Here is a 15469-nt window from a genome sequence, read left to right as displayed (position 1 = left end):
GACCGGTGTACGCGGCCCCAGCGGCAGGTCCCCGGTACCTCAGCCGTCCTCGCCGCGCGGCAGCAGCGAGCCCAGCGGCCCCAGATCGAGGTTGAGGTCGTCCATCGTCAGGCCGTAGCGGTCGCACAGCTCGGCCATCCGGTCTTCGAGGACCATCAGCGTCATCCCGACGCGCTCCTCCTGGGCCTCGTCCAGGTCACCCTGGTCCACCCGGTGCAGCGCGGTGCGCTCCATCAGCTGGCGCAGCAGCTCGACGATGGTGAGGACCAGCTTGATCAGGTCGCGTTCCACGGTCTCCGGGTCGGTGCGCAGCCGCTGCGCGATGTCCCGGCCGGCGGCCCCCGTCCGCCGCTCGCCGCCCGGTGCCGCGGGCACCAGGTCGAAGGCGCGGGCCGCGGCCTGCGCGACCTCCGTGAAGTCGGTGTTCCGTGCCGTCATGGCTCACGCACCCAGGGAGCAGGTTCGTCGGCGGTGACCGACCGGATCACCGCGCGCAGATTGATGTGGACGAGGTCGACGTCCGCGACGGACAGCACCAGGTCGCCGGTGAGCACCGCGCCGCCGGTCAGCAGCCGGTCGAGCAGGTCGATCAGCGCGACCTCGCGGCCGGAGAGCGACTCCTCCTCGAAGCCGTCGATCCGCGCGCCAGGCACCTGGGGGAAGTCGGGCAGCATCTCGGTCATGCGGTCCCCGCCTCCTGGCCTGCCCCGGGCGACGTGAACGAGTAGGGGGCCCAGGGGCCCGTCACCTCGACCCGCACCCCCGGCACGCCGTCGGCCAGCGCCGCCACCGCGGCACGGAACGCCGTACGGTCGGAACGGGCCACCAGATAGGCCTCGTTGGCGATGTTCTCGCCCGCGCCCTTGGCCGCATCCGCCTGCTGCGGGCGGTGCACGGCACGTCCCCGCGCGAGCTCTGCCACCGCCTCGGGCAGCCGCGCCGCGGCCTCGCCCGCGGCGCGGTGGGCGTCCCGGTGGCTGCGCCGCTGCGCCTGGCGGCGGCGCAGATAGGCCCGGCCGGGGGAGGACCCCTCCGGAGCGGGGGGCTCCTCGCGGGGAGCGGCGCCCCGCGCCCGGTCCGCCGGGGTGGCGTACACCTTCACGCCGAGCTCGTCGTGTCCTTCGAGCCGGTCGAGGAGCCGGCCGAAGTCCTCCGCGCCCTCGCGCAGCACCTCGGCGACCCGCGCGTCGTCCAGGTACACGGTGGCGAGCCGCATGGGCAGCACGGTCGCGCGGGCGTGCACCGCGTCCACCACCGCGTTGTGCGCGCGCGCCAGCGCTTCCAGCCGCTCCAGGTCGCCGAGGCTCGCCTCAAGGCCCTCCGTGCTGTACGCGTCGGCGGGCACCGACGAGACGACGGCGGCCAGCGTTCCCTCGCGCACCAGCCGCAGCGGCGCAGGGCCGTCGCCCGGGCCCGCGGGCACCCCGGCGACCGGCGGCGCGGCCGCGACGTCCGCCCGGCAGACGGCGTACAGGTACGAGACGGTGCCGGCCACGGGGCCGTGCGCCGCGTGCTGCGCCGTCAACGCTCTCCGCTCCTCTCCCCGCGACCGGCGCGCTCCGAGCGGCCGCGGCCGGACCCGGCGTCCTCGCCCGGTGCGCCCGGTCCCTCGGCCTCGCCGGACGGCTCGGGCAGGGGCCCGGCCGCGGCCCGCAGCTCCGCCACCTCGGCGCGCAGCCGGGCGATCTCGTCCGCCTGCCCGCTGTCGACGGGCCGGCCCCCGGGGTGCCCCGCCTGCATCTGCCGTCCCGGGGCGTCGTCCCTGGCGCGGGACGACAGCGACGGGTCGTGCTCCCACCAGTCGATGCCCATCTCCTTCGCCTTGTCGACGGAGGCCACGAGCAGCCGCAGCTTGATGGTGAGCAGCTCGATGTCGAGCAGGTTGATCTGGATGTCGCCCGCGATGACCACGCCCTTGTCGAGGACACGCTCCAGGATGTCCGCGAGGTTCGCGGACGACCCGGGCGCCGCCGCCCCGTAGGGGGCTCCGGCAGGGGGGCCGCCCATGCGGCCTGCCAGTGAGTCGGACACGTCAGTTCACCCTCGTCCTGCTCGTCGTCGTGCGTGCTCCGGGACCGGAGCCGGGGGCCTGCCCACCTCAGCGGCGGCCCGGACGGGCCGGCTCCCGCTCCGGGTCGGCCTCGTCGGCCTCCTCGGGGAGGGGCTCGTCATCGGAGCCTTCGGGCTCGTCGTGCTCGTCGTCGTAGAGGTCGGCCCCCTCGTCGTCCTCCGCGAGGTCGTCGTCGGGCTCCTCGGCCGCCTCGTCGGCGTCCTCGGGCTCCAGCTCCTCGTCGTCGTCCTCGACGAGGTCGTCGTCGGACAGCTCGTCCTCGTCCGCGAGGCGTTCGCCGTCCTCGGCGTCTTCCTCTTCGCCCGTCTCGCCGTCGTCGGCGTCCTCGGCACCCTCCGCGCCGGAGTCCGCGGAGTCCTCCCGCTCCTCGCGTTCCTCCTGCTCGCGCTCCACCGCCTCGTCGTGGTCCACGACGACCTCGCCGTCGCGGATCTCGCCGCGCCAGGAGTCGGTGGCCTCGCCGCGCATCATGATGAACTTGCGGTACAGCTTCAGGTCGAGGCGCGCCCTGCGCCCCTGCGCCCGCCAGATGTTGCCGGTCTTCTCGAACAGCCCCTTGGGGAAGTATTCGAGGACCAGCAGCACCCGGGTCAGGTTGTCGGTGATGCGGTGGAAGGTGACGACGCCCTTCACGGTGCCCTTGGCGCCCTCGGTGGTCCAGGTGATGCGCTCGTCCGGCACCTGCTCGGTGACGTTCGCCTTCCAACTGCGGGTGGACTTGGCGACCTTGACCTTCCAGTTGCTCGACGTGTCGTCGCCCTTCTCCACACTGACGACGCCCTTGGCGAAGGTGGAGAACTCCTGGAACTGCGTCCACTGGTCGTACGCCTCACGCACCGGCACACCGACGTCGATGTCCTCGCTGATGGTGACGGACTTGGACTTGCCGCCGCCGCCCTTGCGGCCCCGGCCGAAGACGCCCTTCACGGTGTCCTTCAGTGTGTTCTTGAGGTGGTCCCTGCCCGCGGCCTTGACGGCGTCGGCGGGCGAACCGCCCTCCGACAGCGCCTTGCCGCCCTTGGCGATGCTGCCGGCAAGGCCGCCCGTGTCCTCTCCTGCGCCGGCCAGCTTCCCCGCGCCCTCGCCGAGCCGCTTGCCGAGGTCGGTGACGGTGTGAGTGGCCTTGGCCACCAGGTAGTTGCGCAGCTCCTCCTTGAGGCGGTCGGCCGCGGGGCTCTGCGTCACGTCCCTGCGGAGCGCCCCGAAAGAGGACTCAGTGGACTCAGCCACGGTCGTCACCTCCCCGGCCGCTCGTCTTCCGGTTGCCGCGCGAGGCGCTGCCGCGCGCCGCGGAACCCGTCTTGCGCGCACCGGACGCCGAGGTCTTGCGGGCACCGGAGGACGCCTTCCGCGCGGCTCCCGACGCCTTGCGCGTACCGGACGACGCCTTGCGGGCGCCGGACGAGGCGGTCTTGCGCGGCGCGGCGGACCGGGACCTGCCGTCCTCGCCGTCGTCCGCGCGGCCACCGCCTTCGCCGGATTCCTCGGCGTCCTCGGACGATTCGTCGCGGTCCCGGTCGCGGTCGGAGGACGGCGGTTCCCCGCCACCGTCGTCGCCGCTGCCGTCCCCGCCGTCCTCGAGGCGCAGCGCCCGGTCGTGCAGGGAGTCCGCGAGGCCCCCGATCCGCCGGGTGAGCGCGGAGGCCGCCGCCGACTTCGTGGTGTCGACGAGCTCCTTGCGCACCTGGTCGTTCAACCCGCCGAGCAGCGGGGAGTCAGCGACAGCGGAGGCCAGTCGCCTGGGGTCCAGGTCGAGTTTCTTGCCGGCCAGGAACATGCCCAGGCCGATGGCCATCTTCGCCTTCTTCGTACGCCCCAGCAGATACCCCCCCACCAGGGCCGCGCCTATCTTGGAGTTGTTCGTCATCATCTGTCGCGCACCTCGTTCTCCTTGATGAGACCACTGTCGGCCGGTCGGCTGTCGGCAGCCGCCGTCCCGCGTCCGGGAGCCTCCGGGCGGGGCGGGCACCGCGAGCTCACGCGTCGAGACCGAGTCGCCTTCGTTCGTACTGGATGAGTTCCAGCCGGTCGAGCAGGTCGTCCTCCCGCCGGTCGAACTCCTCCTCGGAGATCCGCCCCGCGAGCAGCTGCCGCTCCAGCTCGGCCAGCTCGGCGCGCACCGGGGCCGGGTCGTAGTACTCCTGCTCCGCCGCGGTCATGACCTGGCCGAGCACCCAGGTGAATCCGCGTACCGGGGCCACCGGGAGCGTGAGGAGTCCGCTGATGAGTCCCATGCTGCTGCCTCCCTTCGGCGCTTTCCGGTACCGGGGGCCACCCGTCGTGCCCCGGCGGTGTGCCGGACCGGGTCTCCGGCGACCCCCTGTCAGACGAAGCTGTACGGCGGGAGCGGGCCGTTGAGGCGGATCGTGTACGCCTCGCTGTGCCGGCCGGCCTCCTCGTGCACCGCCTCGGAGAAGGCGGCGGCGCCGTCCCTCCGCACCAGGAACGACACGTTCAGCAGGGCGTCCTGCACCGCTTCGCCGCGCGAGGTGCCCAGTGCGGCGGGGGAGAGGCGCTCGGTGAACTCCCGCGCGTCGCGCTCCTGCCGCGCCGAGACCTCCTGGGTGATCAGCTCGCCGAGGCGCATCTTCTCGTTCTGCGCGCCCGGGTGCTGCTTGGTGTGCTCGTTGAGGTCGCGGATCTCCGCGGACTCGCGCAGGATCTCCCGGAGCAGGTCGTCCTCGTCCCTGGAGACCTTCAGATTGAACTCCAGGCAGCCGTCGAGGGCCTTGAGGCGCTCCCTGTAGCCGTCCTCGTTGTCGTCGAGCGCCGCGGCCACCTGTGCGTCGTCCGGGCCCACCAGGCCGAAGCGCATGGGCAGCACGGCCCCGTCCGCCATCAGCGTCTCCAGTACCGCCTGGTGTGCTGAAACGTCCCTGCGCTTGGCGCGCAGCCCGTCCGGCGCGTCGCTGACGACCGCGGTGAGTTTCTCGGCCCGGACCGTGCGCACCGGCGGTGCCGGTTCGCCGACGCCCTTGAGGGAGTCGATCCGGAGCGGGTGGTCGGACGAGGTGATCGCGTAGATGTAGGTGGGCACTGACTACTCCTCCCTGCGTCGGGTCGTACGGCGGCTCGACGAGGTCGACTTGCTGCTGCTACTGCTGCGTTCGCGCTCGCCGTCGTCGTCGCCACCGCCCTGGAGGGAGTCGGTGAACGCCTCGACGGCGCCCGTCAGGGCCCCTTTGCTCTTGCCCTTGGCGCCGCTCTCCACGGTGTTGCCGACGAGGTCGGTCAGCCCCGACGGCTTGTTGCGGCCGGACTCCAGGTCGAGCCTGTTGCACGCCTCGGCGAAGCGCAGGTACGTGTCGACGCTGGCCACCACGACCCGCACGTCGATCTTGAGTATCTCGATGCCGACCAGGGAGACCCGCACGAACGCGTCGATCACGAGACCTCGGTCCAGGATCAGCTCCAGGACGTCGTAGAGGTTTCCCGATCCACTGCCGCTCGTGGGAGCGCTGGACTGCTGAACCACACTCACGTTGTTCCCTTCCTCTCGTTCCGTTCGGTTGCGGGGCCGCACCGCGCGGCTCACCGGTCGACGCGGCCCCGCGGATAGCGCTGTGTCCTCTCGTAACCGACCAGTTCGCCCTCGCTGTCCAGGTCGACGCGGTAGGAGGCCATCACGCTCGACGTGTCGGGGATGCGCTCGATCTCCACCACCTCGACCGCCGCGGTCCAGCCGTCGTCGGTCTTCTTGATGGCGGAGACCGAGTCGGGCGCGCTGCCGAGCAGTCCGGAGAGCTGCTCGGCGGCCCGGCGCATCGCCTCGGGGGCGCCGATGCGCCGGCGTCCGCCGCCGCCCGCCTCCGTGTCGCCGTCCTTCTCGGATTTCGTGGTCATCGTCCCGTCCGTACCGTCGTGATCTGGGGTGCGCACCGGGCGGAGTGCGGTGGGATGCGCAGTGCATCACACACTCCGCGCGGCCAACGGCGGCCCCGGTCAGGTGCGTTGGAGATCGCCACCCGGTGTCGCGGGCCCGCCCTTCTTCGCGTCAGGGACCGCGTGCCCTGCCCCCTGCGATCTATGCGTGAAGTGTGTCGGGACTGCGGACGGGCGCACACACGGTCCGCAAGGACATCACCCGGCGGGCAGGCGCGCGAGGAAGGCGCCGAAGCCCTCGGGTGCCCGGAAGTCGTCCCTCGCCGAGGTCAGGACGGGACAGGAGTCCGTACGCAGGATGCGGCGGCCGGCTGCTTCGATGCGGTCGACCAGTGCCCTGTCCTCGCCGTGCGCGAGTGGCGGGAAACCGCCCGCGGCGCGGTAGGCGTCCGCCGCCACACCGAGGTTGGCCCCGTGGACGTGCGGATGCCGCCAGGCCCTGCCGGGCGGCCGCCCGGCGAAGTAGTGCGCCTCGTGCCGCAGGGCACGCGCCGGGCTGAGCGCCGGGTGCGGGGCGAGGCGTACGGTCCCCGCGACGCAGTCCCAGCCGTCGCGTGCGCGGTGCACCTGGTGGGCGAGCCACCCCGCCGGCACCACCGTGTCGGCGTCGGTGGTGGCCAGCCACAGCGCGTCCCCGTGCGCGGACAGCCGCCGCAGCGCGGCCCGCGCCCCGGCGGCCCGCGCCCTGCCCACATTGCGGAAGGGGACCCGCACCACCAGGGCGTCGGCCGACTCGGCGAGCTCGGCGGTGCCGTCCGTGCACGCGTCGGCGACCACCACGAGCAGCACCTCGGCGCCCGTGTGCCGGGCGCCGAGGGCCGCGGCCCGCAGCGAGCGCAGCGTCGCGGGCAGCGTGGCCGCCTCGTCGTGCGCGGGGACGATCACCGCACACGCGGAGGGAGCCGTCACAGCAGTCCCTCGGCAGCGGCGGGCGACAGGCCGCCCGAGCCGTCAGCGGCGAGCCGGGCGAACACCTGGAGCCTGAAGTCCCGGTCCCGTACCTCGGTGAGCTGGGACAGACCCGGCGCCGACGCCAGCTCGGCGGCCAGCTCGGAGCCGGTGCGCAGATGGTCGGGCACGGGGTGGTCCCAGTGCACCGCGGCGAGCGTGCCCCCGGCTTCGAGGCTCCCCGTCGCGCGCTCCAGCAGGAGCCTGCGTGCCGCGTCGTCGAAGTAGTACAGCAGCTCCGAGAGCACCACCAGGTCGAAGCGGCCCTCAGGCCACTGCTCGGGCACCACCAGCTCGGCCACCTCGACCTGCGGCAGGTCGTGCACCCGCTGGGCCGCCGTGGCCACTGCCGACGGCACCCGGTCCACGGAGAGGAGCCGGTCGCACCGCGGGGCGAGCGCCGCGGTCAGCACCCCCACGGAGCACCCCGGCTCGAACGCGCTGCGGTACCGCTCGCGGGGCAGCGCCGCCAGCGTCATGGCGTACTTGCGCCGCTCGTACCACCGGCCCGCCAGGTCCCAGGGGTCGGCGGCGGACGCGTACATCCCCTCGAAGTAGCCCGCGGGCGTGCTCATCGGATCACCACCTCGAAGTCACGTGTGTGATGGGCGAGTTCGGCGGGCGGCAGGATCGCCTCGTCGCCGGGCCCGTCGCCGAGCGGGGCGATCTGGCTGGCGAAGCGCGCCACGGCGCGCCGCTTGCGGCCGGCGGCCGCACCGCTCAGCGGGAGCCGCGCCGCGCTGCCCCAGGGGACCCGCGGATCGGCCGGGAACGACCAGTGCCACATCCACACCGGGTAGCACCACAGCCGGGCGCCCGTGGCGGCGCACGCCGCGGCCGCCGCACGGCCGGCGGCCTCGTGGTCGCTGTGCAGGTCGCCCGTCCACGGCGCCACGCACAGCCGCGTCCCCGTCTCGTCGATGAGGCGGGCGACGGCGTCCCGCACCCGGTCCTCGTGCCGGTCGACCCCGGTGTCCGGCACGGACAGGTGCAGCGGTCCTGGGCCGCGGAGCCCCAGCTCGGCCAGGGCCGCCGCCAGCTCGGCGCGGCGCACCAAGCCCAGCCGGCGGGCGGCCGAACGGGTCGAGCGCGGATGCGAGCGCTCCCCGTCCGTCACGGACACCAGCCGCACGGGGACGCCCGCGGCGGCCAGCGCCGCCATCGTGCCGCCGAAGCCGAGCACCTCGTCGTCCGGGTGCGCCGCCACCACCACGACGGGCCCCTCGGGCAGCGGCTGCGCGGGCAGTGCGGCGAGGCCGTCCCACGCCGCCCACCGGGACTCGGGCGTGCCGTCCGCGTCGATCGCGCGGGCCGCGGCGCGCCGGTCCTCCGCCGCGCGCCCACCGGCCCCGCCCGCCGGGTGCCGGGTCACCGCCCACCTGGCCCGGCAGAGCCGTCGAGCGCCGCGGCCCGCACGCCGAGCACGGCGAGGTCGTGCTCGGCGTGGTGCTGGCGTACGTACACGGTCAGGTCGGCCACGGTCCGCGCGTGCCGCGGATCGTGGCACAGCGGCCCCGCACCGGTCGCCCTGCCGACATGTCCCAGCACCTCCGTGCAGACCAGCTCGGCCAGCGCGCGCACGCGCAGCGTCCGGGTGCGCGCGCCGCCGAGCGTGTCGGCGGGGTCGCCGTCGATCTCCTCTGCGGCCCGCAGCAGCACCGTCCCCGCCGACGACAGGAGGGTGTCGACCGCGCCCAGGTGCGCGGCGGCCACCGTGTCCTCGGGCCGCTTGCGCACCGCCGCGTAGAGCGGCTCGGCGGCCGCCCGCGCGCCGCCGAGCCAGCAGGCGGCGACCCCGGCGCCGCCGTGCTCGAAGCCCGGCCGCTCCAGATAGGCGTCGACACCGCCGACCGCGGTGGCCTCGACGCCGGTGAAGGCCACGTCGGGGGTGTCGCTGCCCGCCATCCCGACCGCCTGCCAGGTGCCGGGCACCGGCCGCACACCGTCCTGGCCGAGCGGGACGGCGAAGATCCGCCGCCCGTCGCCGGTGTCCGCTGTCACCAGCGCGTGCGTGCAGCTGTGTGCGCCCGAGCAGTACGGCTTCACGCCGTCCAGCAGCCACGCCCCACCGGAGCGCCGCGCCGAAAGGCCGGGTCCCGGCGGCTGCGCGGCCCACACGCCCCACCGCTCGCCCGGCCCCGCCCGCAGGCCCGCGATCTCGTCGAGCACGGCCACCGCGTCGAGGTGTCCCTCCACCAGGCGGGCCACGCCGAGGTCCTCGCGGCCCAGCGCGTACAGCACGCGGAACCGCTCCGCCGTGTCGCCCGAGCCGGGGAGCGGCACCTCGGCCAGCGGCTTCCCCTCCGTGCCCGGCGCGCTCTCCGGGGCCGCCGCGCGGGTCAGCGCGGTGAAGCGGTCGGCCGTCCGCGCGCGCAGGGCGCGCGGGCCCGCACCGGCGTCGATGTCGTCCTCGGCGAGCGGCGATGACGCGTCCGCGGTCACGGGGCCTCCTGGGGAAACGGGTCATGAGCGGCTTCCCGGTACCCATGGGCGCCGACGGGAAACACACCGGGCGGACCAGCCGCGTGAGATGTCTCTTTCGCCTCCCAGGAGACGGCCTGCGCCCGCGCACCGCACCGCGCGCCGCCGCCACCGCGCGCCCCGGGGTGCGCGGTGGCGGGCGCGGGGGTAAGCGTACGGAGAAGACCACGGCGGGAACGGCGGCCCGCCGACGCCGCCCCGGCCCGCGGCGCGGCCGCCCGCCGGAACGTTCTGCCTCTCAGGACAGAGGCAGAACGAACGACAGAGGCAAGAGGAGACACACCGATGCCGCGTGCCGCACTGTTCGACGTCGACGGGACCCTCGTCGACAGCAACCACCTGCATGTCGTCGCCTGGTGGGAAGCGCTGCGGCAGAGCGGCCGCGCGGTGCCGATGGCGGACATCCACCGCGCCATCGGGCTCGGCTCGGCCGACCTGCTCGCGCACCTGCTCGGCGACGACCGCGACACCGGGCAGGACGCCGCGGTCAGCGCCGCGCACAAGACGCTCTACGCCACCTGGTTCGACCGGCTGCGCGCCTTCGACGGCGCCGCCGACCTGCTGCGGACCCTGCACGGTGCGGGCTGGCGCACCGTGCTCGCCACCTCGGCGGGCGGCGAGGAGCTCGCCGCGATGCGCCGCGCCATCGACGCCGACGACGCCCTGACGGCCGAGGCGCGCGCCGACGAGGTCGACGCGGGCAAGCCCGCTCCCGACCCGGTGGAGGAGGCCCTGCGCCGGGCCGGTGCGAGCGCCGACGACGCCGTGTTCGTCGGCGACTCGGTCTGGGACATGGAGGCGGCGGCGCGTGCGGGCGTGCGCGCCGTCGCCGTGTTGTCGGGCGGCATCCCCCGCGCGGCTCTCGAGGCGGCGGGCGCCGACGCCGTCTACGCCGACGTCCAGGACGTGCTCGCGGATCTCGACAAGGGGCCGTTCGGCGTCGGGTGAGAGCCGCCGCGCACGGGGCACACGGCGGTACGGACACGACAGGCGGCCGGCGCGCGGCAACCGGCCGGGCGCGGCGGCGGAGGGCTGGCGGTGCGGGCATGGTGACAGGAGCCGGGGACGGCGGCAGCGCGGCGCCGGGCCGGGACGAGACCCCGGAGGAGCGCGCCGACCGGCAGTGGGGCGAGCTGCTCCAGGAGCTGCGCGTCGTCCAGACGGGGGTGCAGATCCTCTTCGGGTTCCTGCTCACCGTCGCCTTCCAGCAGCGTTTCGGTCAACTCTCCGACGGTGACCGCACGTTGTACACCGTCACCGTGGCGCTCGGCGCGGCCACCACCGGCGCCCTGGTGGGCCCCGTCTCGCTGCACCGGATGCTGACGGGCCGCCGGCTGAAGCCGGAGACCGTCGCCTGGGCCTCCCGCTTCACCGTGGCGGGACTCGTCCTGCTGGTCTGCACGATGGCGTCGGCCCTGCTGCTCGTGCTGCGGGTGGCGGGCAGCGACACCGTCGCCGTATGGCTGGTGGTGGGGATGGTCGTCTGGTTCGGCTTCGCCTGGTTCGTGCTCCCCGCCGTCGCCCGGCACCGCGCCGTCGCCCCGAAGGAGCGCGAATGAGCGTCCGCCGTGCGCGCGAGCGGAGGCCGAGGGGGCCGATCGTGGCCCCGTACGGCCCCGCGTCCTTGTGCCGGCCGCGCCGGAGGCGGACACTCCGACACCCGGGAGGCGGGACACCGGCCCCGCCGAGGCGCCCGGGTGCGCCGGTGGCCGCGTACCGGGCCTGGAGCAAGGGAGTACGGCTGTGACGGAAGCCGACGGGCGGTCCGGCCTCCCCGCGGGCGGGGCCCCGCCGCGCACACCGAGCGTGCCGGGCCGCGCGGCCCGGCTGCCGCCCACCCGCGTCGGCGGGCGGCTCGCGGGCTGGCTCACCACCACCGACCACAAGACGATCGGCCTGATGTACCTGGCCACGTCCTTCTGCTTCTTCCTCGCCGCCGGCCTGATGGCCCTGGTGATGCGGGCCGAACTGGCGAGGCCGGGAATGCAGATCGTCTCCCAGGAGCAGTACGACCAGCTCTTCACCGTCCACGGCACCATCATGATGCTGCTGTTCGCGACGCCGACGTTCGTCGGGTTCGCCAATGTCGTGATGCCGCTGCAGATCGGCGCGCCCGATGTGGCCTTCCCCCGGCTCAACGCCTTCACCTACTGGCTGTTCCTGTTCGGCGGCCTGATCGTCGTCGCGGGCTTCCTCACGCCCGAAGGCGCCGCGTCCTTCGGCTGGTTCGCGTACGCACCCCTCAACAGCGCCGTCCACAGCCCCGGCATCGGCGGCGACCTGTGGGCGATGGGGCTGGTCGTCTCCGGACTCTCGACCATCCTCGGCTCGGTCAACTTCATCACCACGATCATCTGCCTGCGGGCCCCCGGGATGACGCTGTTCCGCATGCCGATCTTCACCTGGAACACGCTGTTCACGTCGATCCTGGCGCTGTTCGCCTTCCCCGTGCTGACGGCCGCGCTGCTCGCCCTGGAGGCCGATCGCAAGTTCGGCGCGCGGATCTTCGACGCGGCAGGCGGCGGGGCGCTGCTGTGGCAGCACCTGTTCTGGTTCTTCGGCCACCCCGAGGTCTACATCGTCGCCCTGCCGTTCTTCGGCATCATCTCGGAGATCATCCCGGTGTTCAGCAGGAAACCGATCTTCGGATACGTCGGCCTCGTCGGCGCCACCGTCTCCATCACGGGCCTGTCCGCGATCGTGTGGGCGCACCACATGTTCGCCACGGGCGCGGTGCTGCTGCCGTTCTTCTCGCTCGCCTCGTTCCTCATCGCGGTGCCCACGGGGGTGAAGTTCTTCAACTGGATCGGCACCATGTGGCGTGGCTCCCTCTCCTTCGAGACGCCGATGCTCTGGTCGATCGGATTCCTCGTCACCTTCCTCTTCGGCGGCCTCACCGGCGTGCTGCTCGCCTCCCCGCCGATCGACTTCCACGTCACCGACTCGTACTTCGTGGTGGCGCACCTGCACTACGTGCTGTTCGGCACGGTGGTGTTCGCGATGTTCGCCGGCTTCTACTTCTGGTGGCCCAAGTTCACCGGCAAGATGCTCGACGAGCGCCTCGGGCGCGTCCACTTCTGGACCCTCTTCGCCGGCTTCCACCTGACCTTCCTCGTACAGCACTGGCTCGGCGCCGAGGGCATGCCGCGCCGCTACGCCGACTACCTGGCCTCCGACGGGTTCACCGGGCTCAACACCCTCTCAACCATCGGCGCGTTCCTGCTCGGCATGTCGATGCTGCCGTTCCTGTGGAACGTCTGGCGCACCGCCCAGTACGGGAAACCCGTCGGCGAGGACGACCCCTGGGGCTTCGGACGCTCCCTCGAATGGGCGACGTCGTGCCCGCCGCCCCGGCACAACTTCACGGCCCTGCCGCGCATCAGGTCCGAGTCGCCCGCGTTCGACCTGCACCACCCGGAGGTGCGCGGCATCGAGGAGGCCGCACGCGCCCGGATCGACGCGGCGGACGAGAGGAGCGGCCGGTGAGGCGCGAGGCCCTGCTGTTCGCGGGCGTGACCCTGTTCTTCGCCGTGGCGGCGGCCATTTACGGCTGGTGGTCGTACGAGCCCACCGGCACGGCCGCCCTGATCGTCGCCGCGCTGATGGCGGCGCTGATCACCTTCTACCTCTGGTACCAGTACCGGCGCACCGGGCTGCGGCCCGAGGACCTCGGGGACGCGGAGGTGGCGAACGGCGCGGGACCCGTGGGCTTCTTCCCGCCGGACACCGCCTACCCGGTCCTCACCGCCGCCGGCATGGCCGTCACCGCCGCCGGGGTGGTGCTCGGCCTGTGGCTGTTCCTGCTCGGGGCCGGGGTGCTGCTGACCGGCGTGTGCGGCTTCGTCTTCCCGTTCGGCGACCGCGAGAACTGACGCGCCGTCAGGTCCGAAGCGCCACCCGTCCGAAGGACGCCGTTGCTCCGACACGTCCCTTACGGGTTTCGCGCTCGCGGATCGGGCTACCCCAGATCCGTTCCCCGTGACCGGGGCGAACACATCCCGAGGGCCCCGCGGCACCCGGGGGCCGGTGAAGGAGACACCCATGAGCAAGCCGTCCGACATCCCGGGGAGGCCGGGGAACGTCCCGCCGCCCGTCGAGGAGCCCACCGACCCGGCGCCGCCGCCGGGTCCGTCGCCCGACCAGCGGCCCCCGGCCGCGGTCTCCGCCACCGGTGCCGCGGCCGGGGAGCGGGCCCAGCAGGGCGCCTTTCTGACCACCGCACAGGGGACCCGCCTGCCGGACACGGACCACTCGCTCAAGGCGGGCGAGCGCGGCCCCGTCCTCCTGCGCGACCACCACCTGCGCGAGAAGATCACCCACTTCGACCACGAGCGCATCCCCGAGCGCGTGGTGCACGCACGCGGTGCGGCGGCGCACGGCGTCTTCCGCGGCTACGGAACGGCCGCCTCGGTCACCAAGGCGGCCTTCCTGGCCGAGGGCGCCGAGACCCCCGTCTTCGTACGGTTCTCCACCGTGCTCGGCATCCAGGACGCCATCACGTTCCCCGACGTGATCCACGCGGGCCGCTTCGCCCACTAGGCCGTGTCTTCAAAAGAGCGTCGTCCGCCCGGAGGGGCGGGGCCGGGGTGGTCCGGTGCTGGGACCCCCGGCCGGAGGCTGGGGGAGTGCGTGCCGGGGTGCCCCGACCAGACGGGCTTGTGAAAGACACGACCTGGGAACGGGCCTGCGGGGCCTGACCTCCCGGCGGACGACGCGACGGTGCGGACATCCCCTGGGCCAGACCGCGGCGGCCCGCCCCCGCGCGGAGGGCACGCCTGTGCAGGCGCGCCCCGGTGCGTAGACCTCCGGCTGTGCCGCAGCCGGAGCCGGTGGCGTCCCCGGCCCGACGGCGGGCCGGGCGCGGCACCGGGAGCGCGGGGCCACCGCCCCGCGTGCGGGGGCCCGTGACCGCAAGCGGTACGGGCCCCCCGCGACGGCCCCTCAGGAGAGCCCCCTCGCGCCCCTGTCCCGCGGCCCGCGCTCGTTGTAGCGCCCGGCGGCCCGGTCGTTGAGCGCGCTGCCCCAGCGGCGCAGGACCCGGGCCACCGGGCGGGCAACCGGGCGCACCGCGGCGCCGGGTGAGAGCGCCTCGCCGCCCTCCTCGGCGCCGTCCGTGCCGGGCAGCACCCGGCCCACCACCGTCGAGAGGCGGGTGGTCAGCGCGGGCGCGACACCGTGGGCGAGGCCCGCGGCGCGCGCCGCGGGGGTCAGCACGAGACGGGGCGAGCGGCGCTCCACGGCCGACACCGCACGGGCCGCGGCCCGCTCCGCGTCCATCGAGAGCAGCGGGGTGCCGGCGAGCGCGGAGAACCAGCTGAACTCCCTGCCCTTGTCCCCGCCGAACTCCGCGTGCAGATGGCTGCCGGTGCGCATCAGCCCCGGGTGGACGGCCGTGACGCTCACCCCGGACGGCGCGGTCTCCGCCCGCAGCCCCTCGGCCAGCGCCCCCACCGCGGCCTTCGCGCACGAGTACGGCAGCATGTGCGGCACGCTCAGCAGGCCGCCCACCGAGCCGATCAGCCCGAGCCTGCCGCCGACCGGGCTCCTGCGCAGATGGGGCAGCGCTTCGAGGGACGCGTGCAGCGCGCCCATGAACATGGTGTCCATCGCGTCGCGGAACTCCTCCGCGCCCGTCGCGTCGAGCGGCGCGACCTGGATGATGCCCGCGTTGGCCAGCACGACGTCCACCCCGCCCGCCTCCTCGGCGACCGACGCGTACAGGTCGCGTACCGCGGCCCGGTCGCGTACGTCGCACACGGCGGTCCGCACCCGCGCAGTCGCCGCGGCTTGCGGCCGCCCGCGCCCCTCGCGGTGCCGGTCCAGCAGCAGGTCCCGCCCCGCTTCGAGTTCCGCGCCGTCGCGGGCCGCGAGGGTGACCGAGCAGCCCCGCGCGTAGAGCTGGCCGGCCAGCAGCAGGCCGAGCCCCCGCGAGCCTCCCGTCACCACCGCGGAGAGCCCGGTCAGGGCGGTCGGGTCGTGTCGTCGTCGTGCCATGGCTGCCTTCCTCCCGGTACGGGTACGGGCTGCCGGGTGCCCCGCGCGCGCTCCCCCGATCGGCGGGCGGCGCGGGCACCCAGGTCACGCGGG

The 15469-nt window shown here is 74.3% G+C and carries 19 protein-coding genes and 1 pseudogene; 5 read left to right on the top strand and 15 right to left on the bottom strand.

Annotated elements, in window-relative coordinates; translation table 11 throughout:
• Positions 1-39: 39 nt before the first annotated feature.
• The 14 genes from AB0910_RS00430 to AB0910_RS00365 all read right to left on the bottom strand — a co-directional run bounded on the left by AB0910_RS00430 (position 40) and on the right by AB0910_RS00365 (position 9244).
• Positions 40-438 (bottom strand): gas vesicle protein K, encoded by a 399-nt coding sequence (locus AB0910_RS00430; protein WP_366742239.1) that lies wholly within the window; start codon positions 436-438, stop codon positions 40-42.
• Positions 435-674: a gas vesicle protein gene (locus AB0910_RS00425; protein ID WP_366742717.1), complete on the bottom strand. Its 240-nt coding sequence runs from the start codon at positions 672-674 to the stop codon at positions 435-437. Before AB0910_RS00425 ends, AB0910_RS00430 begins: the two co-directional genes overlap by 4 nt.
• A 5-nt stretch (positions 675-679) precedes the next feature.
• Positions 680-1525, bottom strand: a complete 846-nt coding sequence (locus AB0910_RS00420) for a GvpL/GvpF family gas vesicle protein (RefSeq protein ID WP_366742238.1) — start codon at positions 1523-1525, stop codon at positions 680-682.
• On the bottom strand, positions 1522-2007 hold the full coding sequence (gene gvpJ, locus AB0910_RS00415) for a gas vesicle protein GvpJ (RefSeq protein ID WP_366742716.1): 486 nt from the start codon (positions 2005-2007) through the stop codon (positions 1522-1524). The genes AB0910_RS00420 and gvpJ overlap by 4 nt, the downstream gene beginning before the upstream one ends.
• 91 nt (positions 2008-2098) lie before the next feature.
• Positions 2099-3301 carry an SRPBCC family protein gene (locus AB0910_RS00410; protein ID WP_366742237.1) on the bottom strand — a complete coding sequence of 401 codons (1203 nt, stop codon included), beginning with the start codon at positions 3299-3301 and terminating at the stop codon, positions 2099-2101.
• The gene (locus tag AB0910_RS00405; RefSeq protein WP_366742236.1) at positions 3294-3941 is read right to left on the bottom strand and encodes a hypothetical protein; all 648 of its coding nucleotides are present in this window, start codon (positions 3939-3941) and stop codon (positions 3294-3296) included. Before AB0910_RS00405 ends, AB0910_RS00410 begins: the two co-directional genes overlap by 8 nt.
• A 106-nt stretch (positions 3942-4047) precedes the next feature.
• Entirely contained in the window at positions 4048-4305 is a 258-nt protein-coding gene (locus tag AB0910_RS00400; RefSeq protein ID WP_366742235.1) for a gas vesicle protein GvpG, read from the bottom strand.
• Between the two features lie 89 nt (positions 4306-4394).
• A complete protein-coding gene (locus AB0910_RS00395; RefSeq protein ID WP_366742234.1) occupies positions 4395-5108 on the bottom strand; it encodes a GvpL/GvpF family gas vesicle protein in 714 nt (237 codons plus the stop codon).
• A 3-nt stretch (positions 5109-5111) separates the two neighbouring features.
• A complete protein-coding gene (locus AB0910_RS00390; protein ID WP_366742233.1) occupies positions 5112-5552 on the bottom strand; it encodes a gas vesicle structural protein GvpA in 441 nt (146 codons plus the stop codon).
• Positions 5553-5602: 50 nt separating this feature from the next.
• Positions 5603-5914 carry a gas vesicle protein gene (locus tag AB0910_RS00385; RefSeq protein ID WP_366742232.1) on the bottom strand — a complete coding sequence of 104 codons (312 nt, stop codon included), beginning with the start codon at positions 5912-5914 and terminating at the stop codon, positions 5603-5605.
• 237 nt (positions 5915-6151) lie between these two features.
• Positions 6152-6862 carry a glycosyltransferase gene (locus tag AB0910_RS00380; protein WP_366742231.1) on the bottom strand — a complete coding sequence of 237 codons (711 nt, stop codon included), beginning with the start codon at positions 6860-6862 and terminating at the stop codon, positions 6152-6154.
• On the bottom strand, positions 6859-7476 hold the full coding sequence (locus AB0910_RS00375) for an SAM-dependent methyltransferase (protein WP_366742230.1): 618 nt from the start codon (positions 7474-7476) through the stop codon (positions 6859-6861). The genes AB0910_RS00380 and AB0910_RS00375 overlap by 4 nt, the downstream gene beginning before the upstream one ends.
• Positions 7473-8273: a PIG-L family deacetylase gene (locus AB0910_RS00370; protein ID WP_366742229.1), complete on the bottom strand. Its 801-nt coding sequence runs from the start codon at positions 8271-8273 to the stop codon at positions 7473-7475. Before AB0910_RS00370 ends, AB0910_RS00375 begins: the two co-directional genes overlap by 4 nt.
• Positions 8270-9244, bottom strand: coding sequence for an acyl-CoA dehydrogenase (locus AB0910_RS00365; protein ID WP_366742715.1), 975 nt, complete (start codon positions 9242-9244; stop codon positions 8270-8272). Before AB0910_RS00365 ends, AB0910_RS00370 begins: the two co-directional genes overlap by 4 nt.
• A 423-nt stretch (positions 9245-9667) precedes the next feature.
• On the opposite strand from AB0910_RS00365, the gene AB0910_RS00360 reads away from it, so the two are divergent.
• The 5 genes and pseudogenes from AB0910_RS00360 to AB0910_RS00340 form a co-directional block, all read left to right on the top strand.
• Positions 9668-10330 carry an HAD family hydrolase gene (locus AB0910_RS00360; protein WP_366742228.1) on the top strand — a complete coding sequence of 221 codons (663 nt, stop codon included), beginning with the start codon at positions 9668-9670 and terminating at the stop codon, positions 10328-10330.
• Between the two features lie 98 nt (positions 10331-10428).
• Complete coding sequence (locus tag AB0910_RS00355; RefSeq protein ID WP_366742227.1) at positions 10429-10941, top strand: DUF6328 family protein; 513 nt, start codon at positions 10429-10431, stop codon at positions 10939-10941.
• A 247-nt stretch (positions 10942-11188) separates the two neighbouring features.
• Entirely contained in the window at positions 11189-12868 is a 1680-nt protein-coding gene (ctaD, locus tag AB0910_RS00350; RefSeq protein WP_366742714.1) for a cytochrome c oxidase subunit I, read from the top strand.
• On the top strand, positions 12865-13254 hold the full coding sequence (locus AB0910_RS00345) for a cytochrome c oxidase subunit 4 (protein ID WP_366742226.1): 390 nt from the start codon (positions 12865-12867) through the stop codon (positions 13252-13254). Before ctaD ends, AB0910_RS00345 begins: the two co-directional genes overlap by 4 nt.
• A 169-nt stretch (positions 13255-13423) precedes the next feature.
• A pseudogene (locus AB0910_RS00340) lies at positions 13424-13909 on the top strand (catalase); the annotation flags it as partial.
• Positions 13910-14323: 414 nt separating this feature from the next.
• On the opposite strand, the gene AB0910_RS00335 reads toward AB0910_RS00340, so the two are convergent.
• Positions 14324-15376: an SDR family oxidoreductase gene (locus tag AB0910_RS00335; RefSeq protein WP_366742225.1), complete on the bottom strand. Its 1053-nt coding sequence runs from the start codon at positions 15374-15376 to the stop codon at positions 14324-14326.
• Between the last annotated feature and the right edge of the window lie 93 nt (positions 15377-15469).

This window comes from Streptomyces sp. NPDC047002 (genome assembly GCF_040704505.1).
Taxonomy (GTDB): Bacteria; Actinomycetota; Actinomycetes; order Streptomycetales; family Streptomycetaceae; genus Streptomyces.
This window is presented reverse-complemented; position numbering and strand designations above follow the sequence as displayed.